Genomic DNA, 22,774 nt, shown 5'->3' on the forward strand with positions numbered 1-22,774 from the left:
TAATGAGTCAGACCATCGACACGACCCAGACGGGGACGGCCACCGGCCGTCCCCGTCGCGGGGCGTCGCAGAAGCGGCCAGGGACTGGCGGCACCGATCTGTTGCACGCCGTCCCGTGGACGCTGCCCGCCCTCATCCTGATCTTCGGCGTGGTGCTGTTCCCCGCCGGATACATGATCTTCAACTCCACCCGCAAAATCTCGGTGGCCGGTGTCGACCACGGCTCGGTCGGCTTCCAGAACTACCTCACGGTGCTCTCCCGCCCCGAGCTGCCGAGCATCCTGCTCAACACGCTGCTCTGGGTGGCGTCCGTCGTCGTCCTGACGGTCGTGATCTCGCTCGCGCTCGCGCAGTTCCTCAACAAGAACTTCCCTGGCAGGCAGTGGGTCAGGATGGCCATCCTCGTTCCGTGGGCGGCCAGCGTCGTGATGACCACCACCGTGTTCGTCTACGGCCTCGACCCGTTCTACGGCATCATCAACAAGTTCCTGGTGGACATCCACCTCTTGGCGGAGCCGTACGGCTTCACCAAGGAGCCTGTGCCGGCGTTCCTGTCGTCGATCGCCATCGCGGTGTTCGTCTCGCTGCCGTTCACCACGTACACGCTGCTCGCCGGCCTGGCCGGAATCCCCGGCGACATGCTCGAGGCGGCCAAGGTGGATGGGGCAGGTGCCGTCCGCACGTACTTCGGCGTGACGCTGCCCAACCTGCGCAGCGCCATCGCGCTGGCCAGCCTCATCAATATCATCAACGTCTTCAATTCGCTGCCGATCCTGAAACTCATGACGGGGGCGATACCCGGATACAAAGCGGACACCACGACGACCTACGTGTTCAAGCTGCTGCAGAACGAGCAGAGGATCGACCTGTCGAGCGCGCTCAGCGTCATCAACTTCCTCATCGTGCTCGTGGTCGTCGCGCTCTACCTGTGGATCGTCAAACCGATGAAGGAGGTCTCGTGACCGCGCAGGCCACCATCGACGCCCCGTCGCGGCCGCCACGGCCGCCGCGCACGCGCCGCCCGAGCGAGTCCCGCATCACCGGCAGAGTCGTCGGCCGCATGGTCGCGGGTCTCGTCATCGCGCTGATCTTCGTGCTGCCGTACCTGATCATGCTGTTCGGCTCGTTCAAGAGCCGCAACAACATCCTCACGGTGCCTCCGACGTACTTCCCGACGAGCTGGCACCCGGAGAACTACATCACGATGTGGTCGACGCCGGAGACCCCGCTGCCCGAGAACCTCATCTCGACCATCGTCATCTCGGTGTTCGCGACGGCGCTCGTGCTGCTGGTCTGCGTGCCGGCGGCGTACTACACGGCGCGCTTCCGGTTCCCCGGCCGCGGGGTGTTCCTGTTCCTCGTGATCGTCACGCAGATGCTGCAGCCGACCGTGCTCGCCACCGGCCTCTTCAAAGAGATGGTGGCGCTCGGGATCAACGACACCTGGCTCGCGATGATCCTCATCAACGCGGCCTTCAACCTGGCGTTCGCGATCTGGATCATGCACAACTTCTTCGCCGGAGTGCCGAAGGAAGTGGATGAGGCGGCCCAGCTCGACGGCGCGGGCAAGTGGACGGTGCTCTTCCGGGTGCAGCTCCCGCTGGTCTGGCCGGGTATCGTCACGGCGATCATCTACACCTTCGTCGCTTCCTGGAACGAGTTCGCTGCGAGCCTGGTGATCCTGTCGACGGATGCGAACCAGCCGCTGTCCGTCGCCCTCACCAAGTTCGTCGGCCAGTACGACGCCGCCTGGCAGTACGTTTTCGCGGTGTCGATCGTGGCGATCATCCCGGTCGTGGTGCTGTTCATGCTCATCGAGAAGCGCCTCGTCGGCGGCCTCACGCAGGGCAGCGTCAAGTAAGGCGGGTGGGGAGCGCCGGCGCGTGTGGCGCGATGCCGGCGCTCCCCACCGAATCCGCGTGCATCCAGCGTCCCCGGAGAGTACGATCGCGGCGAACATACAGACCGGGGTCGGCAGACTGGGACTATGAGCGTGAGAGAGCGGCTCGGCGTGCTCGTCGAGGGGGGAATCGCGTCGCCCGCGCGCATCCGCGTGGCCGGGCGGGAGTACCGCTGGTGGGTCGTCATTCTGGCCGTGTACCTCGCGTCGAGGGTGTTCACGACGACGTTGATGGTGTCCCTGTTCGTCGCTGCGACGGTCGGCGACTGGCACTTCGCCAGCTCGCGCACGGAGCCGAACTTCTGGACCTTCTCAGGTTCGTGGGATGCGTCGTACTACCGGAAGATCGCCGAGGGCGGATACCCGACCACCATCCCGACGGACGGGGATGGCAACGTCCAGCAGAACTCGTGGGCGTTCCTTCCGCTGTTCCCCGTGATCGCACGCGGCCTCATGTTCGTCACCGGGCTGGGGTTCTATCCGGCCGCAGTCATCGTCGCGACGGTGTTCGGCGCCGCAGCCACGCTCGTGCTCTACCGATTGGTCGCCTCCAGGGTGGGAGCGTCGAACGCGCTCTGGGCAGCGGTGTTCTTCTGCTTCGGGCCGCTCTCGTTCGTGCTGCAGATCGCATACGCGGAGAGCCTGTTCTTCTTCCTGATGTTCGCCGGGCTGTGGGCGATGATGGCGCGAAGATACTGGCTGATCATCCCGTTCGGGGTGGCGGCGGCGTTCACGAAACCGGGAGAGCTGGCATTGCCGCTCGCGCTCGGGATCGTCTTCATCGCGCGGCTGCTCGCCGCGCGGCGCGGGCGGGAGCCGTTCGCGTGGCGGGAGCGTGCCGCCGTGATCGTCGCAGGGGGAGTGACGGCCGTGGCCGGACTGGCGTGGCCGCTCATCGCATCCTTCGTCACCGGATTCCCCGACGCGTACGTGGAGACGGAGCTCTCCTGGTGGACGGGCTTCATCGGCAGGGTGGCGTTCGTGCCGCTGACGCCGTGGTTCCTGTTCACCTGGAAGTACGCCAGCGTTATCGGCGCTCTGCTCGTCGTCGCGGCCATCGCCGGATTCGCCTGGCTGCTCAGCCGCCGGAGCGTGCGTGCGCTCGGCACCGAGGTTGTCGCGTTCGCGGCGAGCTACGGGCTCTACCTGTTCGCGGTGTTCCTGCCGCAGCAGAGTCTGTTCCGGCTGCTGATGCCACTGGCGCCGCTCGCCGGGGCGCCGGCGCTCGCCGGGAACCGGAAGGCCAGGATGATCGTGCTGATCAGCGGGATCGCGGTGCAGCCGATCGCGCTGGTGCTGCTCTGGTTCATCGGGTACCCGTGATCGACGTCAGGATCTGACGCGCTCGCGCCAGCGAACCCCAGGGACGCGTCGGAAGTTCGTCCCAGCAGCTTCCCAATGCTCGGCCAGGCCGGCGACGCGCTCGGCGAAATCGTCGAAATCTCGGACCGTCTCGACCGCATCCGTGTCGGCCGGCGCGGGGGACCAGGCGATCTCGGCGACGGCGGCGAGACGGGGGAACACCATCTCCTCGATGTCCGCGACCGTCTCGATGGTCTCTGTCCAGAGCGGCGCTTCGACGCCCAGGATGTGCGCCTCCGTGAGCCCTGGAACGATGCGGGCGGGATCCCACTCGTACGACTGACGCAGCGAGGTCGGTCCGTCCGCCCAATCCTGGCCGAGGCGGTCGCCGTCCTCGTAGACGATGTCGAGGTATGCGACGTCGGCGGGGGACAGGATGACAGAGCCGCCCTGGCGCACGAAGGACAGGGTCTCGTCCGCCGCCGTTCCGCGCGGTGTCAGGAAGTCCCAGTACTGGCCGACCGTCCCCTCCGGAAGCTGGTCGCTCTTGCCCATCTCGTGCCAGCCGGCCGGGATCTTGCCGTGGCGGGCGACCGTCGCCGACGCGTCAGCGATGAAACGGAGGAAGTCGGCGGGGTCGGTGCTCTGGCACTCGTCGCCGCCGATGTGCAGGTAGGGGCCGGGGGTGATCGCCGCGACCTCCCGCACCACGTCGTCCACGAAGCGGGCTGTGGTCTCGTCGCCGGTCAACAGCGTGCTGAATCCGACCTTCGCGCCGGTGTAGAGCGCGGGAGCGACGCCGTCGGCGTTCAGCTCAGGATACGAGGCGAGCGCGGCGTTCGTGTGGCCCGGCATGTCGAGCTCGGGGACGATCGTGACGTGCCGCTCTGCCGCGTATGCGACCAGGTCGCGGAACTCGTCCTGCGTGTAGAAGCCGCCTGCGCTGCCGTCGCTGCCCGTCGAGCCGCCGTGCGCCGTCAGGTTCGGCCAGCTCTCGATGTGGATGCGCCAGCCCTGATCGTCCGTGAGGTGCAGGTGCAGGTGGTTGACCTTGAGGAGCACGATGGCGTCGATGAAGCGCTTGACCGCATCCGGGGCGAAGAAGTGTCTCGCCACATCCAGCATCGCGCCGCGGTAGCCGTAGCGGGGGTGGTCGACGACGCGCACGGCGCCGATGGTGAGGGGGTCGGACGAACACTCGACGGGCACGAGCTGGCGCAGCGTCTGCACGCCCCAGAACGCGCCGGCAGCGGTCGCCGCTCCGATCCTGACGCCCTCGGCTGCCACCTCCAGCGTGTAGCCCTCCGCCTCGTGGCCGGTCGGCGCCTCGTCGTCTGCGATGACGATGGCGATGTCGCCGAACGCCGGGGGCTCGTGGACGACGGTCAGCGTGCGGCTGCAGTCGGAGGCGAGCTCGGCGCGCAGCAGCTCGGCGACGGCGGAGGCGCCTGGGCCTGCGACGCTGATCCGTGCATCCGGCGCGAGGGTGAACGGCGCGGAGTCGACGGACTCGAGCGTCGCAGGGCGGGGGATGACCACGCGTTCTCCTTCAGGTGGGTGACGACCTGGGGTGCTGGTGTGTGTGACGGCCGACACCGCCCTCCCCGCCGGTCGGCCACCTGCGAGTATTGCAGGCGTCCTAACAAACGGCAAGGGTTCGTGGCGCGGCCGCCCTTTGCTATGCTTGCTTGCGTCGCGACTGGCGCTCAAATGGTCACCATTGGGGAGCGACGAATGCCCTGGTAGGAACGGGCGGATCGGCCGCGCGCCTGGGTCGATACGGGAAGAATCCCACCCGTCCGTGTTCATCCGCGGAAGCGTTCACCTACAAAGGAGCCGGTTTTGACTGACACACTCCCTTCGACCTTCACTGCGCCGCTGGCCGAGGTCGACCCTGAGATCGCCGAGGTGCTCCAGCTGGAGCTCGGTCGCCAGCGCGACTACCTCGAGATGATCGCGTCGGAGAACTTCGTTCCTCGCGCCGTGCTCGAGTCCGTCGGCTCGGTGCTGACCAACAAGTACGCAGAGGGCTACCCTGGCCGCCGCTACTACGGTGGATGCGAATACGTCGACATCGCAGAGCAGCTCGCGATCGACCGCGCCAAGAGCCTGTTCAAGGCGGAGTACGCCAACGTCCAGCCGCACTCCGGTGCGAGCGCGAACGCGGCCGTGCTGTCCGCCATCGCCACGCCGGGCGACACCATCCTCGGCCTGGAGCTCGCGCACGGCGGTCACCTGACCCACGGTATGAAGCTGAACTTCTCCGGCAAGCTCTACAACGCCGTCTCATACGGCGTCGACCCGGAGACCTTCCTCGTCGACATGAACGTCGTGCGCGACAAGGCGCTGGAGCACAAGCCGCAGGTCATCATCGCCGGCTGGTCCGCGTACCCGCGTCACCTCGACTTCGCCGCGTTCCGCGCCATCGCGGACGAGGTCGGTGCCAAGCTCTGGGTGGACATGGCGCACTTCGCCGGTCTCGTGGCCGCCGGCCTGCACCCGTCGCCCGTTCCGTTCGCGGACGTTGTCTCCTCGACCGTGCACAAGACCATCGGCGGCCCGCGCTCCGGCTTCATCGTCGCGCGCGACACCGAGCTGGCCAAGAAGCTCAACTCGAACGTCTTCCCCGGTCAGCAGGGCGGCCCGCTGATGCACGTGATCGCCGCCAAGGCGACCGCGTTCAAGCTCGCCGCGACCGACGAGTTCCGCGACCGCCAGGCGCGCACCATCCGTGGCGCGCAGATCTTGGCCGACCGGCTGACGGCGGAGGACTCGCGCGCCGGCGGCGTCGACGTGCTCACCGGAGGCACCGACGTGCACCTGGTGCTCGCCGACCTGCGCCACTCGCAGCTCGACGGGCAGCAGGCGGAGGACGTGCTGCACGAGGTCGGCATCACCGTCAACCGCAACGCCGTGCCGTTCGACCCCCGGCCGCCGATGGTGACCTCCGGTCTGCGCATCGGCACGCCCGCGCTCGCGACCCGCGGCTTCGGCGACGTGCAGTTCACCGAGGTGGCCGAGATCATCGCCGCCGCGCTGCAGCCGGGTGCTGACACGGCCGCGCTCCGCAGCCGCGTCGACGCGCTCACCGCGGCGTTCCCGCTCTACCCCGGCCTGACTCCGTCCGGCCAGGACGCGTTCCCCGTCGAGCTCCCGTCCTCGATCTAACCGCCCGAAACAATCGAGCCGGGACGTATGTACGCGACGCGCCGGTCGTGGGCGTGCACAAGTCCCGGCTCGATTGCTGCATGACGTGAGGAGCGCGGGATGAGCGCACGGATTCTGGATGGGAAGCAGACGGCCGCCGAGATCAAGGCCGAGCTGAAGGAGCGCGTCAGCGCGCTGCGCGAGCGCGGGGTCGTGCCAGGGCTCGGCACGATCCTGGTCGGAGACGACCCTGGATCGCAGTGGTACGTCGCAGGCAAGCACCGCGACTGCGCCGAGGTGGGCATCGCATCCATTCGACGGGACCTGCCGGGGGATGTCTCGCAGGCCGAACTCGAGGCCGTGGTCGAAGACCTCAACGCCGACGCCGACTGCACCGGTTTCATCGTGCAGCTCCCGCTGCCGCCGCACATCGACACCGACGCGATCCTCGAACTCGTCGATCCGGCCAAGGATGCGGACGGCCTGCACCCGACCAACCTCGGCAGGCTCATGCTCAACGTCAACCGCCCGATCACCACGCCGCTGCCGTGCACGCCGCGCGGAGTGATCGACCTGATGCTGCGTCACGACATCGAGCTCGCCGGCAAGGATGTGGTGGTCGTCGGCCGCGGCGTGACGGTCGGCCGTGCCATCGGCTCGCTCCTGACCCGCCGCGAGATCAACGCGACGGTCACGCTCACCCACACCGGAACCGTCGGCCTGGATGCGCACCTCAAGCGGGCGGACGTCATCGTCGCCGCCGCCGGCGTGGCCGGGCTGATCACCGCCGACGACGTGAAGCCGGGCGCGGTCGTCCTCGACGTCGGCGTGAGCCGCATCGAGGACCAGGAGACCGGTAAGAGCCGTGTGGCGGGCGACGTGGCGCCCGACGTGGCCGAGGTCGCAGGGTGGCTGTCCCCGAACCCGGGCGGCGTCGGCCCGATGACCCGCGCGCTGCTGTTGCAGAACGTGGTCGAGGCAGCGGAGAGGGCACAGTGGTGAGCGACAGGACGCATCCGGCCGTCGAACGAGTGGAAGCCGCGCTGATCGCGGCCGGCGTCGAGCCGCGCGTCCGCTGGTTCGAGTCGGCGACCCCGACGGCCGTGTCCGCGGCGGAGGAGCTGGGCGTGGAGGTCGGCGCGATCGCGAACTCGCTGGTGTTCACCATCGACGGCGAGCCGCTGCTGGTGATGACCTCCGGCGCGCACCGCGTCGACACCGCGTTCCTCGGCGAACGGCTCGGCGGACGCATCCGGAGGGCGGATGCGGACACGGTGAAGGCGGCCACCGGTCAGACCATCGGCGGTGTCGCTCCCGTCGGGCATCCAGCGCCGCTGCGCACCGTGGTGGATGTGGCGCTCGCCGGGTATCCGGAGGTCTGGGCGGCCGCAGGGCACGCCCACACCGTGTTCCCGACCACGTTCGAGGAGCTGGTGCGCCTCACCGGGGGAACGCCGGGCCCCGTCACGGAGTAGCCTCCTGCGCTCTTCGGCGCACACATGTTCTCGTATCACAGATCGTATACGGTCTGGTATCTTGGCTGCGAGCCTGTCAGCTCGTACAGACAACGACGTCGATCCAAGGAGAACCTTTCCATGACAACGCCGCACAACAGCGCCCCGGACGGCACGACCGCCTCCGGCCGGCACTTCACTCCCACAGGGAGCTTCGCCGCGCAGACCGACCGGCGCCGCGTGGTCTTCGCCACCGTCGTCGGAACCACCGTCGAGTGGTACGACTTCTTCATCTACGCCTCGGCGGCCGGGCTCGTCTTCGGCCAGCTCTTCTTCGAGCCGGCCGGTCCCCAGTTCGCCACCGTGCTCTCGTTCCTCACGGTGGGCATCAGCTTCCTGTTCCGCCCGCTCGGCGCGTTCATCGCCGGCCACCTCGGCGACAAGTACGGACGCCGTCTCGTGCTCATGGTCACGCTGATCCTGATGGGCGCGGCGACCGCCCTCGTGGGGCTGCTGCCCACCTATGCGGCGATCGGAGCGGCTGCGCCGATCCTGCTCATCCTTCTGCGCATCCTGCAAGGCATCTCCGCGGGCGGCGAGTGGGGCGGCGCTGTGCTGATGGCGGTCGAACACGCTCCGACCGCGCGCCGCGGGCTGTTCGGGGCGTCGCCGCAGATCGGGGTTCCGCTCGGTCTGCTGCTGGCGTCGGGGACGATGGCGCTGATGGCCGTGATCGCACCAGGCGACGCGTTCCTGGTGTGGGGCTGGCGCGTGCCGTTCCTGCTGTCGGTGGTGCTCATCGTGATCGGGTACTACATCCGCAGGCGGGTGGATGAGAGCCCGGTGTTCCAGGAGATCGCCGCACGCAAGGAACAGACCCGAACGCCGATCGTCGCCCTGTTCAAGCGGCATGCACTGCTGGTGGTCGTCGCGGCGCTGATCTTCGCCGGCAACAACGCGGTGGGCTATATGACCACGGGCGGCTACATCCAGAACTACGCGACCAACCCGGATGGTCCGATCGGCCTCGACCGCGGCCCCGTGCTGCTGGCGGTCACCGGGTCTGCGGTCACCTGGCTGCTGTCGACCTGGTATGCGGGCTGGCTGAGCGACCGCATCACCAGGCGCACCACGTACATCGTGGGCTGGGTGCTGCAGCTCGGTGGCGTCTTCGCCCTGTTCCCGCTCGTCAACACCGGCAACGTCTGGCTGCTGTTCCTCGGCGTCGCCCTCCTGACGATCGGCCTCGGCTTCACCTACGGGCCGCAGGCGGCGTACTACGCCGAACTGTTCCCCGCATCCATTCGCTTCTCCGGCGTCTCGATCTCGTACGCGATCGGTGCGATCCTCGGCGGGGCGTTCGCGCCCACCATCGCGACGGCGCTGGTGCAAGCGACCGGCTCGACGTTCGCCGTCACGCTCTACCTCGCCGGGATGACGCTGGTCGGGCTCGTCGCGACCCTCCTGCTGCGCGACCGCAGCGGCATCCCGCTCGGCCCCGACCACGAGGCGGAGCAGGCGCTGTCGCCGATCTACGGCGTGCGCTGAGCGTCGCGGTGCTCGACGACGTGCTGGAGGTATGCCTCGGCGTTGCGGAGGATCCCGGCGCGCTCTTCGTCCGTGAGGGCGCGGCGGACCTTCCCTGGCAGACCGGCGACGAGCGAGCCTGGCGGGATGACCGCGCCCTCCAGGACCAGCGTGCCGGCGGCGAGGAGCGAGCCTGCGCCGACGACGGCTCCGTTGAGCACGGTGGCGTGCATCCCGACCAGGACGCCGTCCTCGATGGTGCAGCCGTGAAGCACGGCGTTGTGGCCGACGGAGACGTCCGTGCCGAGCGTGAGCGGGTAGCCGGAGTCGACGTGGCAGGACACGTTGTCCTGCAGATTGCTGCGCTCGCCGATCCGGATGTCCTCCGCCTCGGCACGCAGGACGGCGTTGTACCAGACGCTGGAGTCCGCGGCGAGGTGGACGCGTCCGGCGAGCACGGCGCCGTGAGCGACGAAAGCGGTCTCGTGCACCTCGGGGGAGGAGCCGTCTGCGATGGTGATGCGTGTCATGCCGCCAGCCTAGCCAGGCGGAATCAGCGTGGATCGTCGACCACGATGAAGCGGTCGCGCACGACCCTGCGCTTCGGCCTGCCGTGCTTGTCGACGACGGTGAGGGCTTCGCGCACCTCGTCCAGGATGCTCGGCGGAAGCGCGAGCGGCGCCTCGTCCGGCTGGTCGACGGTGCCCGGCGGGTAGTCGACGCCCGGTTTCTTCGACATCTCCACGTGCGCGCCGAGGACGTGCTTGATCCGCGGCTTGGTCGCATCCCGGAACCGGATGAGCCTGTCGATGGTCTGGGCGAACTGCGCGCGGTCGCGCACGTACAGGTTGCCGGGGCACACCGTGTCGCCCGTGAACAGGATGCGCGTGACGGCGTCGTAGAACACCACGGCAGACGGCTCGTGACCAGGGGCGCCGATCACGTCGATCACCCGGCCGCCGAGGTCGAACGGCACGACAGCATCCGGCCAGGACGGGAACCCGAAGAACGCGATCACCTCGGCGGGGGTGGTGCCGACGACGACCGCTCCCTGGCGCGCGGCGAGCAGCGCGTCCCCGGCGATGTGGTCGCCATGGGCGTGCGTGTGCGCCACCACCAACTCGTACGGCCGGGACACCCGGGCGGGATGCTTGCGCAGCCAGGTCTCGATGAGGTGGTCGACCGTGCCGCGCAGCGGGAACACCCGCTCGTCACGGGTCGCGCCGGTGTCGAACAGGATGGCCCTGTCACGCCCGAAGAGAAGGAACAGGAACGGCGCCTCCCAGTGCGAGGACTTGGGCTGGCGGAGCTGGACGGTGTCCGGGTCGAGCCAGAGGACGTCGGCTGCGGTCATACCGTCAATTCTCGCGCTTCGCACCCTCCGACGCGCTGACCGTGAACAGATCCGGCTGACCGAAGCCGTGCTCGGCGAACGCGCCGTCGAGGGCGACGAGCACGCGGCTGAGCGCGTCGGACGGGACGAGCGCGATGGCCGAGCCGCCGAAGCCGCCTCCTGTCATGCGTGCGCCGATGGCGCCGTTGGCCTGCGCGGTCTCCACGGCGAGGTCGAGCTCCGGCACCGAGATCTCGAAGTCGTCGCGCATCGACCGGTGGGAGGCGTCGAGGAGCTCGCCGATCGCGGCCGGCCCGTGCTCGCGCAGCGTGCGGACGGTGTCGAGGACACGCTGGTCCTCGGTGACCACGTGGCGGACGCGACGGAAGGTCACGTCGTCGAGGAGCTCGCGGGCGCGGTCGAGGTCGGCCACACTCACATCGCGCAGCGATTCGACGCCGAGCGCTGCAGCACCCGCCTCGCAGGATGCGCGCCGCTCGGCGTACCCGCCCGTCGCGTGGGCGTGCTCCACGTTGGTGTCGATGATGAGCAGTTCGAGCCCTGCCGCCTCGAGCCCGAGCGGCACGACCTGCGCGTCGAGCGAGCGGCAGTCGAGGAAGACGACGGAGTCGCGCTCGCCGAGCAGCGAGGCCGACTGGTCCATGATGCCGGTCGGAGCGCCGACGACGACGTTCTCCGATCGCTGGCCGACCCTCGCCAGCGTCTGCCGGTCGAGTCCGAGCTGCCAGACGTCGTTGAGCGCGATGGCCACGGCGCTCTCGATCGCGGCGGACGACGAGAGGCCGGCGCCCACGGGCACGTTCGAGTCGATGAGCACGTCGAAGCCGGGGACGGCATCCAGGTCGGCGCCGAACTCGCCGAGCGCCCAGGCGACGCCGAGCGGGTACGCCGACCAGCCGGAGAGCACCTCGGGGCGGAGGTCGCCGAGGTCGACCTCGACCAGTTCGTCGGCGAACGAGCTGCCGACGCGCACGGTGCGGTCGTCGCGCAGGCCGAGGGCGGCGACGGTGCGGCGGTTGATCGCGAGCGGGAGCACGAAGCCCTCGTTGTAGTCGGTGTGCTCGCCGATCAGGTTGACGCGGCCGGGCGCTGACCAGACGCCGTCTGCTTCCCGTCCGAAGATCTCGGTGAAGCTGTCGCGGGTGTCCTGGCGGAGGTCGGTCATCGGTCGGCCTTTCGTGGTGATGCTGGCGAAACAGTGGATGCGGTCGACGCGTCGCCCGCGGAAGGGACAACGTCCGTCGCCAGGCCGGTGATTCCCTGCGGCAGCGCGCCGGTCGGGTTGTCCCTGTCGGCGCGGGCGACGGCATCCCGGAGACGTTCGGCGGCCTGCTCCGGCGGAATGTCGCCGATCCAGGCGCCCATCGCGGACTCCGATCCGGCGAGGAACTTCAGTTTATCGGCGGCCCTGCGCGGCGACGTGATCTGCAGCATCAGCCGGATCTCGTCGCGGCGGACGCCGACGGGCGCCTGGTGCCACGCCGCGATGTACGGCGTCGGGCTGTCGTAGAGCGCATCCACCCCGCGCAGCACGCGGAGGTAGAGCGTGGCGAGCTCGTCGCGCTCCGCGTCGGACGTCTCGGTGAAGTCGGCGACGTGGCGGTGCGGCAGCACGTGGATCTCGATGGGCCAGCGGGCGGCGAACGGCACGAATGCCGTCCAGTGCTCTCCGGAGAGGATGACGCGCTCGGAGTTCCGCTCGCGCTCCAGGATGTCGGCGAACAGGGTGGGACCGTACGCGTCGAGCGACCGGATGAGGGCCGTGGTGCGCGGGGTGATGTACGGGTACGAGTAGATCTGACCGTGCGGGTGGTGCAGCGTGACGCCGATCGCCTCGCCGCGGTTCTCGAACGGGAACACCTGGCGCACGCCCGGCAGCGCTGACAGGGCGGCGGTGCGGTCGGCCCAGGCCTCGATGACCGTGCGAGCGCGCGACGGGGTGAGGCTGCCGAAGGAGCCGGTGGAGTCCGGGCTGAAGCAGACGACCTCGCAGCGCCCGACCGAGGTGCGCGTGCGGCCGAGTCCGACCGAGGTGAGGTCGTCGATGCCCTCAGGCGCGTTGGCGTCTTCGAGCAGGGGACCGAAGGACGGCGACTTGTTCTCGAACACCGCGACGTCGTAGTTGCTCGGCACCTCGGAGAGGTTGGTCGGTGTGGCAGGGGCCAGCGGGTCGAGCTCTGCCGGCGGCAGGAACACCCTGTTCTGCCTGGCGGCGGCGATCGAGATCCACTCGCCGGTCAGGGGGTCCTGGCGCATGGTGGCGGTCGCTGGGCGTTCTGTCGGCTCGCGCAGGTCGGGGCCGCGCTCGGGCGAGAGCGTGGTGTCCGCGTCGTCGAAGTAGATGAGCTCCCGACCGTCCGCGAGACGGTGGACCTGTTTGGTGATTGCTGGCACGGAGCGACCCTTTCGGTTTCGAAAGCAAATCTAGCCATTCGCTTTCGTATTGACAAGTAAACGCAACAGCCGGACGATGGCAGCATGGCCGAACCGCTTCCCGCAGCCCTCCGCCGCGAACGGATGCTCGAACTCATCGGGCAGAACGGTTTCGTGCGCGTCGGCGACCTCAGCGAGGCGTTCCAGGTCTCCGACGTCACCGTCCGCAGCGACCTCGACCAGCTCGACGAGCAGCAGAGCATCCGCCGCGTCCACGGTGGCGCCGTCCTCCGCACCCCTGGGATGCGCGAGGCCAGCTTCGAGGAGGCGCTCGAGACCTCCGCGGACGAGAAGCGCCGCATCGCCTCCGCTGCGGCGGCGATGGTCGTCTCCGGCAGCAGCGTGCTCCTCGACGTGGGGACGACGACCGCCGCCATCGCACGCGCCCTCGCCGACCGCGACGACCTGGACGATGTCACCGTCATCACGAACGGCCTCACCATCGCGCTCTCGCTGGAGCGCGCCATCCCGCGCTTCCAGGTGGTCGTCACCGGAGGCACGCTGCGCCCGCTGCAGCACTCGCTGGTCGAGCCGCTGGCCTCCACGCTGCTCGACCGGATGCACGCCGACCTGGCGTTCATCGGGTGCACGGGCGTGCATCCCCAGGGCGGCATCACCAACGTGAACCTGCCCGAAGCCGACCTGAAACGGGTGATGGTCGGCGCGGCGGGTCGTGCCGTGGTGGTTGCGGACGGCTCCAAGCTCGGACGGACCCACCTCGGCCGAATCGCGGACCTCGGCGAGGTGAGCGAGCTGATCACGGGGGAGAGCGCTCCGGACGGCGAGGTGGCCGCGCTGCGGGCGGCAGGGCTCGCGGTGCTCGTCGCCTGACAATACGCTGGCCGTATGCACCCGCCGACAGGAGCCCAGTACGACATCGCCGCAGGCGACCTCACCGCGACCGTCACCCAGGTCGCGGCCGGGCTGCGTTCCCTGCGCCTCGGTGACGCAGACCTGACAGAGCCGTTCCCGGTGGATGCGACCCCGCCGTCCGGGTGCGGCATCGTGCTGGTGCCGTGGCCCAACCGCGTGAAGGATGCGGCGTGGGAGCTCGACGGGGTGACGCAGCGGCTCGCCGTGACGGAGCCGGCGCGCGGCAACGCCATCCACGGGCTGCTGCGCTACCGGCCGTACGAGCTGGTCGAGCACACGGCGTCGTCGGTGACCCAGACCGCGGCGATCTTCCCCGAGCTCGGCTACCCGTTCCAGCTGGCCACCACCGTGCGGCACGAGCTCCGGGACGGCGGCCTCACCGTCACCCACACCATCGAGAACACGGGGAGCCGGACGGCGCCGGTCGCTGTCGGCGCACATCCATACCTCCGCGTCGGCGACGTGCCGACCGCAGAGGCGACGCTCACGGTCGGGGCGCGCACGCACCTCGACGTCGACGACAGGCTCAACGTGATCGGGGAGTCCGCCGTCGACGGCACGCGATTCGACCTGAGCGCCGGTCGACGGGTGGGAGAGCTGGAGCTCGACGACGGGTTCGCCGACCTGCCCGTCGCGGACGGCGAGGTGATCCACACGCTCACGGCGCCGGACGGCCGCAGCGTCGCCCTCTGGGCCGACGCGGCGTTCGCGTATCTGCAGCTCTACACGTCGCGCACGCTCGCGACGAAGGAGAAGGGCGACGTCGCGCTCGCGGTCGAGCCGATGACGGCCCCGGCGAACGCGCTCAACACCGGGCGCGGGGTGCGCTGGCTGGAACCGGGGGAGACCTGGTCGGTCAGGTGGGGCATCCGACACGACGGCTTCTGAGGCGTGAAGACGCTGATTTTTTGCGTGCGGGCGCGGTAGCTTAGTCCGGTGCGTGCATCCGGGGGGAGTGAGGGACGCATTCGTGCGTTCTGGCTGCAGCGTTCGCGCGCCCAGGCCGGGGTGCTGACCGCGACCGCTCTGACGGTGCTGGTCGTCACGCTGCTGGCGAGCACGATGGTGGGGCTCGCCGTCCGCTCGCCGACCGTGGCGGTGCGGCAGAGCATCCAGGCGGGACCTGCCGTCTCGATCGCGCAGGCGGAGCAGGGCGCACTCGCCGGCGCTGCGACAGAGCAGGATGCGACGGTGCGGTCGATCATCCGGAAGCACTTCACCGGTGCCGCCGTCACGGTCGACCGCTCGGCGTTCGTGCCGTCCGTGCCGCTGGCCGGGAACAGGTCGATGCTCGCGCTCGCCGGGGACGACAGCCTCCGTCAGCGCGCCCGATTGGATGCCGGCGCCTGGCCGGCCGGCGAGAAGCAGCTCGCCGTCGACGCCGAACTGGCGAAGACGCTGGGCGTCCGCACCGGCTCTACGATCACGACGAGCAGCGACAGCGACAATGGCAACGAGGCCGCCGCCGACCGCCTGACCTTCACCGTCACCGGCGTCTGGCACGCCACGACCCCGGCAGCCCCTGCGTGGCTCGGCCTCACGCCCGGCGCAGGCGGGACCGACGGCAGGGCCATCCTCACAGCGGACGGGCTCGCGGCGCTCAGCACGTCCGCGTCCGTCCAGTGGGTGGTGGCCCCGGATGCGCGGAACAGCACCGCGTCGCAGCTCCCTCGCCTGCAGTCCGGATTCCGCACGGTCACCGACGCGCTCACCGAGAGCCCGACGGCCTCGTCGTCTCCGTTCTCGGTGCAGGGCGACGCGCTCGCCACAGTGACGGCGATGCAGCAGTCCGTCGGCGCGCTCGCCGCCGTCATCCCCGTTCCGCTGTCTGTGCTGGCCGTGTGCTCGGTGGTGGCGCTCATCCTGCTCGCGCAGCTGCTCGCCCGGTCGCGGCTGGCCGAGTCACGGGTGCTGCGGGCGCGCGGTGCGACGGTGGGGGAGCTCGTGGCCGCCGGTTCTGTCGAGGCGGCCGTGGTCGGCGTGGCCGGTGTCGCCGTGGGGTTCCTCGCGGCGCAGGCCGTGCTGCTCGCGGTGGTCGGAGCGCCGGCAGGAGGCGTCGCCGGGGTGCTCGACCTGGCGCTCCCTCCGCTGCTGGTGCTCGCTGTCGCCGTCGCGTGCTGCGCCGTGGTGACCGCGTTCTCCGCGCGGGCGGCCAGCGGGGCGCCAGGAGCAGTCGAGGCTGGAAGGGCACGGGCCACCGCATCCGTCGGGGTCGGCGTGCTCGCGTTCGCCGCGGCCGGGCTGACGCTGTGGCGGTTCGTCGCGTTCGGCGCTCCCGTGTCGGCGGACGGTCAGGTCGACCCGATCGGCGTCATCGCTCCCGCCGCCGTGCTGTGCGCGATCGCCGTGCTCGGCCTGCTGCTGTTCGGCCCGTCCGCCGCCGCTGTCGAGGGCGTCGCATCGCGCGGCAGGGGACTGTCCGGCGTGCTGCCGGCGCGCCAGGTCGGACGGGGGCTCACCCTGTTCGCCGCACCGGTCGCGCTCGTGGTGCTGACGGTGGGGGCCGCGACATTCTCGGCGGGCTACGTCGGCACCTGGTCGGGATTCCTCCGTGACTCGTCGCGGCTCGTGACCGGCGCGGACGTGCGGGTCGACACCGGGCTCGCGGGAGTCGTCAGAGGGCCGGACGACCTGCCAGACGTGGATGCGCTGGCCGGCATCCCCTCGGTGAGCTCCGCATCCCCCGGACTCATCACGGACGCGGGGCTCGGCCAGCGCACGGTCACCCTGGTCGCTCTCGACGCCCAGCGCCTGCCGCAGCTCACGCGGGTCGGCGGCTACATGCTCGACACGGAATACGTGGCAGAGAAACTCACGCACGCCGCTCGCCTCGGCGGTCAGGAGCTCCCCTCCGGCACGAAGACGCTGACCGCAGCCACGGCAGCGACGGCCTCCGTCACCTTCTGGCTGGTGGATGCGCGGGGCGAGCTCGCCCCCTTCGTCGCGCATCCGGTCGCCGGCTCTTCCGGCCGGTTCAGCGCGGACGTTCCGGCGGGGAGCCGCTGGACGCTCGCCGCCGTGGATGCCCGACCAGCGGGGGACACGTCGTCCGCACCGCGCATCCGCTCGGTCGCGGCGGGCAGCGCCACCCTCGACATCGCGTCCTGGACGGCGGCGACCGGTGTGACGACGGCGGACGGCCTCGTGCGACTGATGCCGCCGGCCGCTGGGCAGCTCCCCGTGGTCATCACGGCCAGCGCCGCCCAGCAGGATGCGCTCTCCGTCGGCGACGCTGTGGACCTCGACGCCGCGTGGGTGTCGGCGCGCGGCACGATCGCGGCCGTCGTCGCCGCCGTGCCGGGGACCAGCGACCCGACCGCTGTTCTGGTCGACCAGCGCGCGCTCAGCGACGCCGCCCTCCGCGCGCAGCCTGCACCGCCCAGGCTCGGGATGGTGTGGCTCGCTACCGACCAGCCGGACACGGTTGCTGCTGCCGCTCAGCGCGCAGCGGGAACGGACGCCGTGGTCACCGACGCCTCAGGAGACTTCGTCTCCCGCTTCATGGCGAGCGCTGTCGTGAGCCTGTGGCTCGGGACGGCGGGATGCGCGCTGCTCGCGCTGGTGGCCATCGGCGCCACCATCGCTGCTTTGCTGCGCGGACGAAGGGCCGAAGTCGCCGTGCTGCGTGCGGTCGGGATGAGTTCGCGCCAGCAAGCGCGCAGCCGTCGGGTGGAGCTGGCGGGCATCGTCGTCGCGGCGGCGGTGTTCGGGCTGGTGGGCGGCGTCGCCGTGTTCCTGCTCGCAGGCAACACGCTCGCCAGGCTCTCCGTCGTCACCGCCCCGGCGACCCTGTCCGTGCGCGGGGCCGTCGACCTGCCATCGCTGCTCGTCGCGCTCGTGCTGCTCGCCGCCGCCGTCGGCGCTGTGCTCTGGGCGTATGGGCGCGCGGTGCGCAGGCAGGTGCTCGACACGTCGTACAGGGAGGAGACGCGATGACCAGAGCGTCCCGGTCCCGCAGCTCCGTCGTGGGCGGCTTCGGCCTCGCCGCGCGAGCCGCCTCCGCGTTCCGGGGCGGCCTCATCATGCTCGGCGTCGTCGTGCTCGTGGCGACGACGGCGCTCGCGGCCTGGCCCCGGTTCGCGAACACCCTCCTGACTAGCGACCTGCGCTACGGGCTCGAGCAGGCGGCTCCCGTCAACCGCGATCTGGTGACCGTGCTGCGGTCCGGGATGGGCCAGCCGGGCGCCGTCGTCGTCGACGACCCCGGCGCGTCCTGGACGGCGATGCCCGGCGCGCTCCGGCAGGTGCGAGCGACCATGACGGCGCCGCTGCGCGGGGTGACGGCGGAGGGGCAGTACTCGGCATCGTCGGAAGAGCTCCCGACCAGTTCGCCGCCCGGCGCAACGTCCGATCGGCATTACTTCGCCACCGTCGAGGCGTTCAGTGACCTGCGCGGGGTCGCGAAGCTGGACTCCGGTGCGTGGCCTGGCACGGTGACGCCATCGCCGGCATCCTCTGCTCCAGCGCCGCCGGTGACGGACCAGTACGGCTTCTTCGTGCCGCCGCCTCCTCCTCCGGTGAGCGCGCAGGTCGTCATGACGACCGAGGCGGCGGACGTGATCGGTTGGAAGGTCGGACAGAAGCGCGTCGCAGGGGTGGGCGTCAGCCTCACCCTCGTCGGCACCGTCAGCCCGCGCGACACCGCCGCCGACTTCTGGAACCTGGACACCCTCAGGGCGACCGGCAGCTTCGCCGACCTCGGCGACTCCGGCAAGAAGCTCACCGGTGTCGTCTGGGTGGACGCGGCATCCTGGCCGGTCGTCGCGCGCTCCCTCACCAGCACGCTCACCGAGGGCTGGTTCCCCGTCGCACCCGCGGCGTTCACCGTCGACACACTGGATGCGGTCAGCGGCTCCCTCGGCCGCTTCCTCGCCACGACGCCGACGGTCGCCGTCGGCGGGGTGCCGACCGCTCTGCGCTTCTCCACCCAGCTCGACAGGTCGCTCACCGACTTCACCACGCGGGCGCAACCGGCCGCCACCCTCTTCGCGATCCTGGCGGCGGGTCCGCTCGGCGTCGCGCTCGCCGTGCTCGTGCTCGGCGTGCGACTCGTGCTCGGGCGCCGCAGAGACGCACTGGCCTTGATGGCGGCGAGGGGCGCATCCCCTGGCCGCCTGCGCTGGGGGCTGGCGCTCGAGGGCGCCGCCGTCGCCATCCCCGCTGCCGCGCTGGGGTTCGTCGCGGCCGTGCTGCTGACCCCGGCCGGGGGCCCTGCCGGGTTGTCGCTCGCGCTCGCGGCGTGCTGCGCCGTCGCTCCTCCGCTGATCCTCGCCGTGGCGGCGGGGGCGCTCGGTCCCCGTGACGACCTCCGCGGCGAATCGTCCGCCCGGCGTCGCTGGGGCTGGGTGCTCGAAGTGCTCGCCGTCGGGCTGGCGGTCGCCGGCGTCGTCACACTGTTCCAGCGCGGAACGGCGGCGCCGACGACGGATGCGGGCCTCGGCATCGACCCGCTGCTCGCCGTCACGCCGATCCTGATCGCCCTCGCGGCTTGCATGCTCGTGCTCCGCCTGTACCCGCTGCCACTCGGTTGGCTGGCGGCCGCGCTGCGAAAGAGGCGCGGCGCTGTTGCGGCGATCGGTGCGACGACGGCCGTCCGGTCGCGCGCCGGTGGACTGTGGCCTGTGTTCGCCCTGGTGACCGGCGTGAGCATCACGGTGTTCTCCGCCGCCGTGCTCAGCACGGAGCGCGCGGGGATCGAGGGCGGAGCGCACGCGGCGGTCGGCGCCGACCTCAGCGTCTCCACCCCCGTCGCGTTCAGCGACGACCAGCTCGCCAGGATCCGCGCTGTCCCCGGCGTCGCCCACTCCGCCATCGTGTACTCCGCGGGAGGGCAGACCGTGCGAGCGGGTACGCAGGGCGGCGACCTGAGCGCCTACCTCGTCGACCCGAAGCAGCTCGCGGCCGTCGAAGGCAACGTCCCGGAGGGTGCGCGGGTCTCCACAGCGCTGACGTCGAGCGTCCCTGGCAGGACGGCGGCGGTGGTCGGCGGCTGGAGCTCGAAGATCCCGGTCACGAGCGCCATCCTCTACGCCGACACCACTGTGCACCTGGGCGTCACCGAGTTCTCGTTCGCCCCCGGGGTGTACATCCGCGACGCCGAGTGGACGATCATCGACAAGACGGGGCTGCCGTCCGGCATCGAGCTGACCCAGCGGCCGTCCACCGTGCTCGTCGCGCTGCAGCCAGGCGCGAACGCGGCGGCCGTGCACGCCGACCTCGCGGCCATCGCGGGAGCCAGGGCGATCGTGGGGGATGCTGTCCAGCAGCAGACCGTGCTGCGGAAGGCACCACTGGTCTCCGGGCTGGAGACGGTCGCCCTGGTCTCGATCGTGCTCTCCGCCCTGATGTGCATCGGCGCACTGCTGCTGACCCTGGTGATGAACACCGCATCCCGCACCAGGCTGGTCGCCACCCTGCGCACCATCGGGTTCACCGGCAGGCAGACCGCTGGGCTGCTCGGCTGGGAGCTCGGACCGGTGCTGGCGGTCGGGCTGATCGCGGGCATCCTGGTGGGGCTCGCGTTACCCGCTGTGGTTCTCGCGCCGATCGACCTCACCGGGTTCACCGGGGGACCTGTGCGTCCCGCCGTGGTGATCGATCCCGTGCTCATCGCCGCAGCGGCTGTCGGCTTCGCGGTCGTCACGGCCGCGGCGACACTCATCGCACTCGCCGGTGCCCGGCGCCGCTCCCCGGCGACCGTGCTCAGGGCAGGAGGGGAAGAATGACAGACATGACAGCGCAGACCACGACAGCGCAGACCACCACAGCGCAGACAACGGCAGCGCAGCCGACCGAAGCGCGGCCGACGACAGCGACCGCGGATGCGCGCGCGGACGCGAGCATCGCCTGCTTCGACCTGGTCCGCATCTTCACCGCCGACGGCGTCGAGGTCCAGGCGCTCCAGGGTCTCAACCTGCGGGTCGGCAGCGGAGAGCTCGTCGCCATCGTCGGGGCATCCGGATCGGGCAAGTCGACCCTGCTCGGCATCCTCTCCGGGCTCGACAAGCCGACGGCGGGCAGCGCATCCGTCGCCGGGCGGGACCTGCTCACGCTCACGTCCGCCCAGCGCGTCGACTATCGCAGACGCACAGTCGGCTTCGTCTGGCAGCAGACGTCGCGCAACCTCCTGCCCTATCTGACGGCCCGCGAGAACATCGCGCTCACGATGTCGCTGGCCAAGACCCCCGGCCGCAGGGAGCGCTCGCAGGAGCTGCTCGACCTGCTGGAGGTGTCCCACTGCGCGGACAGACGGCCGACCGAGATGTCGGGCGGCGAGCAGCAGCGGGTGGCCATCGCCGTCGGTCTCGCCAACGACCCGCGCGTGCTCCTCGCCGACGAGCCGACGGGAGAACTCGACGAGGCGACCTCCGCCGAAGTGCTCGAAGCGATGCGCGGTGTCAACAGAGAGCTCGGGGTCACCACCCTCATCGTCACCCACGACCCCGCCGTTTCGGAGCATGTCGCCCGGACCGTGCAGATCCGGGATGGGCGGACCTCCACCGAGGTGCTGCGCCGCACCGGGGTCAACGCGAGCGGGGACGAGCACATGGTCGCTGAGGAGTTCGCCGTGCTCGACAGGGTGGGCAGGCTGCAGCTCCCGCCCGAATACCTCACCAGCCTCCGGATGCGCGACCGGGTGCGGCTCGCGCTGGAGAGCGACCACGTCGGCGTCTGGCCGCACGACGACGACCGCGAGGCGGGCGCTGCGCAGGACCCCGGAGCCCAGCAGGTCACGGAAGGAGAGCAGGATGACGCTCGCTGACGAAGAGACGACGCCGACTGCCCCGGGCGAGACCCCCTGGCGCGCGCAGGAGCCGATCCTGCGCGCGGAGGGCGTGAGCCGGGTCTTCGAGACGGAGGCAGGCTCTGTGTCCGCGCTCGACGCGGTGTCGCTGGACGTGCATCCTGGCGAGCTGCTGGTGATCCGCGGCCGCTCCGGCTCCGGCAAGACGACCCTGCTCAACATCCTCGGCGGCCTCGACAAGCCGACGGAGGGCCGCGTTCAGCTGGACGACACCGAGCTGACCGAGGCCACGGAGGCCGAACTCGTCGAGCTGCGGCGCTCCAGCATCGGCTTCGTGTTCCAGGCGTTCGGGCTGGTGCCCGTGCTCTCCGCCGCCGAGAACGTCGAGGTGCCGCTGCGCCTGCTCGGCACGCCGCCCGCCGAGAGGGATGCGCGCGTCGCCGAGCTCCTGGACCTGGTCGGACTCGCGGGGCACGCCAGGCAGCGCCCCACCGAGCTGTCCGGAGGCCAGCAGCAGCGCGTCGGCATCGCCAGGGCTCTCGCGGCACGCCCGCGCATCCTGTTCGCGGACGAGCCGACCGGCCAGCTCGACAGCGTCACAGGCGCCGCGATGATGGACCTCCTGGTCGACCTCGTCCACAGCAGCGGCGTGGCCGCCGTCGTCACGACGCACGACCCGCTCCTGATGGCGCGCGCCGATCGCGTCATCGAACTCCACGACGGCCGCACCCTGCCGCCGCCGCGCGCACGGGGCCGCCACGCGGCTCCCGATCCGTCGCCCGCTCCCTGACGTCCCGCGCTCCCCGCACGGCCACTCCGCCAGCGCGGCTTCTCCGTCCGAACGGAGTTTCGGCGTGACCGCCGAGGCTTCTCCGTCCGAACGGAGAGTGCGCGCGGCGTGGCGCACATGACTCCGTCCGAACGGAGCCGCCTTCGGCGGATCGTTCAGCAGGACTTCGTCCTCGCCACGCCGCGCAGGCCTCCGTTCAGACGGAGAAGCCGAGCGCACGCTGCCGGTTCTCCGTCCGAACGGAGATCGC

At 70.6% G+C, this 22,774-nt stretch carries 18 protein-coding genes and 1 riboswitch; of the genes, 13 read left to right on the top strand and 5 right to left on the bottom strand.

The annotated features are described in order from the left end of the window. Positions 1-2: 2 nt before the first annotated feature. The 3 genes from ASE16_RS11440 to ASE16_RS11450 all read left to right on the top strand — a co-directional run bounded on the left by ASE16_RS11440 (position 3) and on the right by ASE16_RS11450 (position 3,223). Positions 3-962 carry a carbohydrate ABC transporter permease gene (locus ASE16_RS11440; protein ID WP_055895000.1) on the top strand — a complete coding sequence of 320 codons (960 nt, stop codon included), beginning with the start codon at positions 3-5 and terminating at the stop codon, positions 960-962. After that, positions 959-1,861 carry a carbohydrate ABC transporter permease gene (locus ASE16_RS11445; protein WP_200949627.1) on the top strand — a complete coding sequence of 301 codons (903 nt, stop codon included), beginning with the start codon at positions 959-961 and terminating at the stop codon, positions 1,859-1,861. Before ASE16_RS11440 ends, ASE16_RS11445 begins: the two co-directional genes overlap by 4 nt. Positions 1,862-1,987: 126 nt before the next feature. Beyond that, positions 1,988-3,223 carry a hypothetical protein gene (locus ASE16_RS11450; RefSeq protein ID WP_235500472.1) on the top strand — a complete coding sequence of 412 codons (1,236 nt, stop codon included), beginning with the start codon at positions 1,988-1,990 and terminating at the stop codon, positions 3,221-3,223. Positions 3,224-3,229: 6 nt separating this feature from the next. Here the strand turns inward: ASE16_RS11450 and ASE16_RS11455 are convergent, their stop codons facing one another. Continuing rightward, a complete protein-coding gene (locus ASE16_RS11455) occupies positions 3,230-4,741 on the bottom strand; it encodes a beta-N-acetylhexosaminidase (protein ID WP_055895001.1) in 1,512 nt (503 codons plus the stop codon). A 146-nt stretch (positions 4,742-4,887) separates the two neighbouring features. Beyond that, a riboswitch (ZMP/ZTP riboswitch) is annotated at positions 4,888-4,984 on the top strand. A gap of 60 nt (positions 4,985-5,044) precedes the next feature. Here ASE16_RS11455 and glyA point away from each other — a divergent pair. The 4 genes from glyA (at position 5,045) to ASE16_RS11475 (ending at position 9,351) form a co-directional block, all read left to right on the top strand. Continuing rightward, positions 5,045-6,370 (top strand): serine hydroxymethyltransferase, encoded by a 1,326-nt coding sequence (gene glyA, locus ASE16_RS11460; RefSeq protein ID WP_055895003.1) that lies wholly within the window; start codon positions 5,045-5,047, stop codon positions 6,368-6,370. A 99-nt stretch (positions 6,371-6,469) separates the two neighbouring features. Further along, complete coding sequence (locus tag ASE16_RS11465) at positions 6,470-7,351, top strand: bifunctional methylenetetrahydrofolate dehydrogenase/methenyltetrahydrofolate cyclohydrolase (RefSeq protein ID WP_055895005.1); 882 nt, start codon at positions 6,470-6,472, stop codon at positions 7,349-7,351. After that, a complete protein-coding gene (locus tag ASE16_RS11470; RefSeq protein ID WP_157480336.1) occupies positions 7,348-7,824 on the top strand; it encodes a YbaK/EbsC family protein in 477 nt (158 codons plus the stop codon). The genes ASE16_RS11465 and ASE16_RS11470 overlap by 4 nt, the downstream gene beginning before the upstream one ends. Positions 7,825-7,944: 120 nt before the next feature. Continuing rightward, positions 7,945-9,351 carry an MFS transporter gene (locus ASE16_RS11475; RefSeq protein ID WP_055895009.1) on the top strand — a complete coding sequence of 469 codons (1,407 nt, stop codon included), beginning with the start codon at positions 7,945-7,947 and terminating at the stop codon, positions 9,349-9,351. Here ASE16_RS11475 and ASE16_RS11480 read toward each other — a convergent pair. Genes ASE16_RS11480 through galT form a run of 4 tightly spaced genes read right to left on the bottom strand, consistent with a single transcriptional unit; the run spans position 9,336 to position 13,078 of the window. After that, entirely contained in the window at positions 9,336-9,860 is a 525-nt protein-coding gene (locus tag ASE16_RS11480) for a gamma carbonic anhydrase family protein (RefSeq protein WP_055895011.1), read from the bottom strand. The genes ASE16_RS11475 and ASE16_RS11480 overlap by 16 nt on opposite strands. A 23-nt stretch (positions 9,861-9,883) precedes the next feature. Next, positions 9,884-10,684, bottom strand: coding sequence for an MBL fold metallo-hydrolase (locus tag ASE16_RS11485; protein WP_055895013.1), 801 nt, complete (start codon positions 10,682-10,684; stop codon positions 9,884-9,886). Positions 10,685-10,688: 4 nt separating this feature from the next. After that, the gene (gene galK / locus ASE16_RS11490) at positions 10,689-11,849 is read right to left on the bottom strand and encodes a galactokinase (protein ID WP_055895015.1); all 1,161 of its coding nucleotides are present in this window, start codon (positions 11,847-11,849) and stop codon (positions 10,689-10,691) included. After that, positions 11,846-13,078, bottom strand: a complete 1,233-nt coding sequence (gene galT / locus ASE16_RS11495) for a galactose-1-phosphate uridylyltransferase (RefSeq protein WP_055895016.1) — start codon at positions 13,076-13,078, stop codon at positions 11,846-11,848. The genes galK and galT overlap by 4 nt, the downstream gene beginning before the upstream one ends. Positions 13,079-13,162: 84 nt before the next feature. Here galT and ASE16_RS11500 point away from each other — a divergent pair, with 84 nt between their 5' ends. Genes ASE16_RS11500 through ASE16_RS11525 form a run of 6 tightly spaced genes read left to right on the top strand, consistent with a single transcriptional unit; the run spans position 13,163 to position 22,524 of the window. After that, a complete protein-coding gene (locus ASE16_RS11500) occupies positions 13,163-13,948 on the top strand; it encodes a DeoR/GlpR family DNA-binding transcription regulator (protein ID WP_055895018.1) in 786 nt (261 codons plus the stop codon). A 15-nt stretch (positions 13,949-13,963) separates the two neighbouring features. Next, positions 13,964-14,878, top strand: a complete 915-nt coding sequence (locus tag ASE16_RS11505) for an aldose 1-epimerase family protein (protein ID WP_055895020.1) — start codon at positions 13,964-13,966, stop codon at positions 14,876-14,878. Between the two features lie 48 nt (positions 14,879-14,926). Beyond that, positions 14,927-17,926: an FtsX-like permease family protein gene (locus ASE16_RS11510; RefSeq protein ID WP_157480338.1), complete on the top strand. Its 3,000-nt coding sequence runs from the start codon at positions 14,927-14,929 to the stop codon at positions 17,924-17,926. Continuing rightward, positions 17,923-20,715 carry an FtsX-like permease family protein gene (locus ASE16_RS11515; RefSeq protein ID WP_055895025.1) on the top strand — a complete coding sequence of 931 codons (2,793 nt, stop codon included), beginning with the start codon at positions 17,923-17,925 and terminating at the stop codon, positions 20,713-20,715. The genes ASE16_RS11510 and ASE16_RS11515 overlap by 4 nt, the downstream gene beginning before the upstream one ends. 5 nt (positions 20,716-20,720) lie before the next feature. Next, positions 20,721-21,752: an ABC transporter ATP-binding protein gene (locus ASE16_RS11520; RefSeq protein ID WP_082581469.1), complete on the top strand. Its 1,032-nt coding sequence runs from the start codon at positions 20,721-20,723 to the stop codon at positions 21,750-21,752. Next, positions 21,739-22,524, top strand: a complete 786-nt coding sequence (locus ASE16_RS11525; protein ID WP_082581401.1) for an ABC transporter ATP-binding protein — start codon at positions 21,739-21,741, stop codon at positions 22,522-22,524. The genes ASE16_RS11520 and ASE16_RS11525 overlap by 14 nt, the downstream gene beginning before the upstream one ends. Positions 22,525-22,774 lie beyond the last annotated feature (250 nt).

It is taken from the genome of Leifsonia sp. Root227, from assembly GCF_001428745.1.
GTDB lineage: Bacteria > Actinomycetota > Actinomycetes > Actinomycetales > Microbacteriaceae > Leifsonia.

What these genes read in the sequence shown, in the direction of transcription:
- galK (WP_055895015.1), bottom strand. Translation starts at nt 11,849, where the DNA reads ATGACCGACCTCCGCCAGGACACCCGCGACAGCTTCACCGAGATCTTC.
- ASE16_RS11475 (WP_055895009.1), top strand. Translation starts at nt 7,945, where the DNA reads ATGACAACGCCGCACAACAGCGCCCCGGACGGCACGACCGCCTCCGGC.
- ASE16_RS11485 (WP_055895013.1), bottom strand. Translation starts at nt 10,684, where the DNA reads ATGACCGCAGCCGACGTCCTCTGGCTCGACCCGGACACCGTCCAGCTC.
- ASE16_RS11500 (WP_055895018.1), top strand. Translation starts at nt 13,163, where the DNA reads ATGGCCGAACCGCTTCCCGCAGCCCTCCGCCGCGAACGGATGCTCGAA.
- ASE16_RS11480 (WP_055895011.1), bottom strand. Translation starts at nt 9,860, where the DNA reads ATGACACGCATCACCATCGCAGACGGCTCCTCCCCCGAGGTGCACGAG.
- ASE16_RS11465 (WP_055895005.1), top strand. Translation starts at nt 6,470, where the DNA reads ATGAGCGCACGGATTCTGGATGGGAAGCAGACGGCCGCCGAGATCAAG.
- ASE16_RS11450 (WP_235500472.1), top strand. Translation starts at nt 1,988, where the DNA reads ATGAGCGTGAGAGAGCGGCTCGGCGTGCTCGTCGAGGGGGGAATCGCG.
- ASE16_RS11440 (WP_055895000.1), top strand. Translation starts at nt 3, where the DNA reads ATGAGTCAGACCATCGACACGACCCAGACGGGGACGGCCACCGGCCGT.
- ASE16_RS11525 (WP_082581401.1), top strand. Translation starts at nt 21,739, where the DNA reads ATGACGCTCGCTGACGAAGAGACGACGCCGACTGCCCCGGGCGAGACC.
- ASE16_RS11515 (WP_055895025.1), top strand. Translation starts at nt 17,923, where the DNA reads ATGACCAGAGCGTCCCGGTCCCGCAGCTCCGTCGTGGGCGGCTTCGGC.
- ASE16_RS11520 (WP_082581469.1), top strand. Translation starts at nt 20,721, where the DNA reads ATGACAGCGCAGACCACGACAGCGCAGACCACCACAGCGCAGACAACG.
- ASE16_RS11505 (WP_055895020.1), top strand. Translation starts at nt 13,964, where the DNA reads ATGCACCCGCCGACAGGAGCCCAGTACGACATCGCCGCAGGCGACCTC.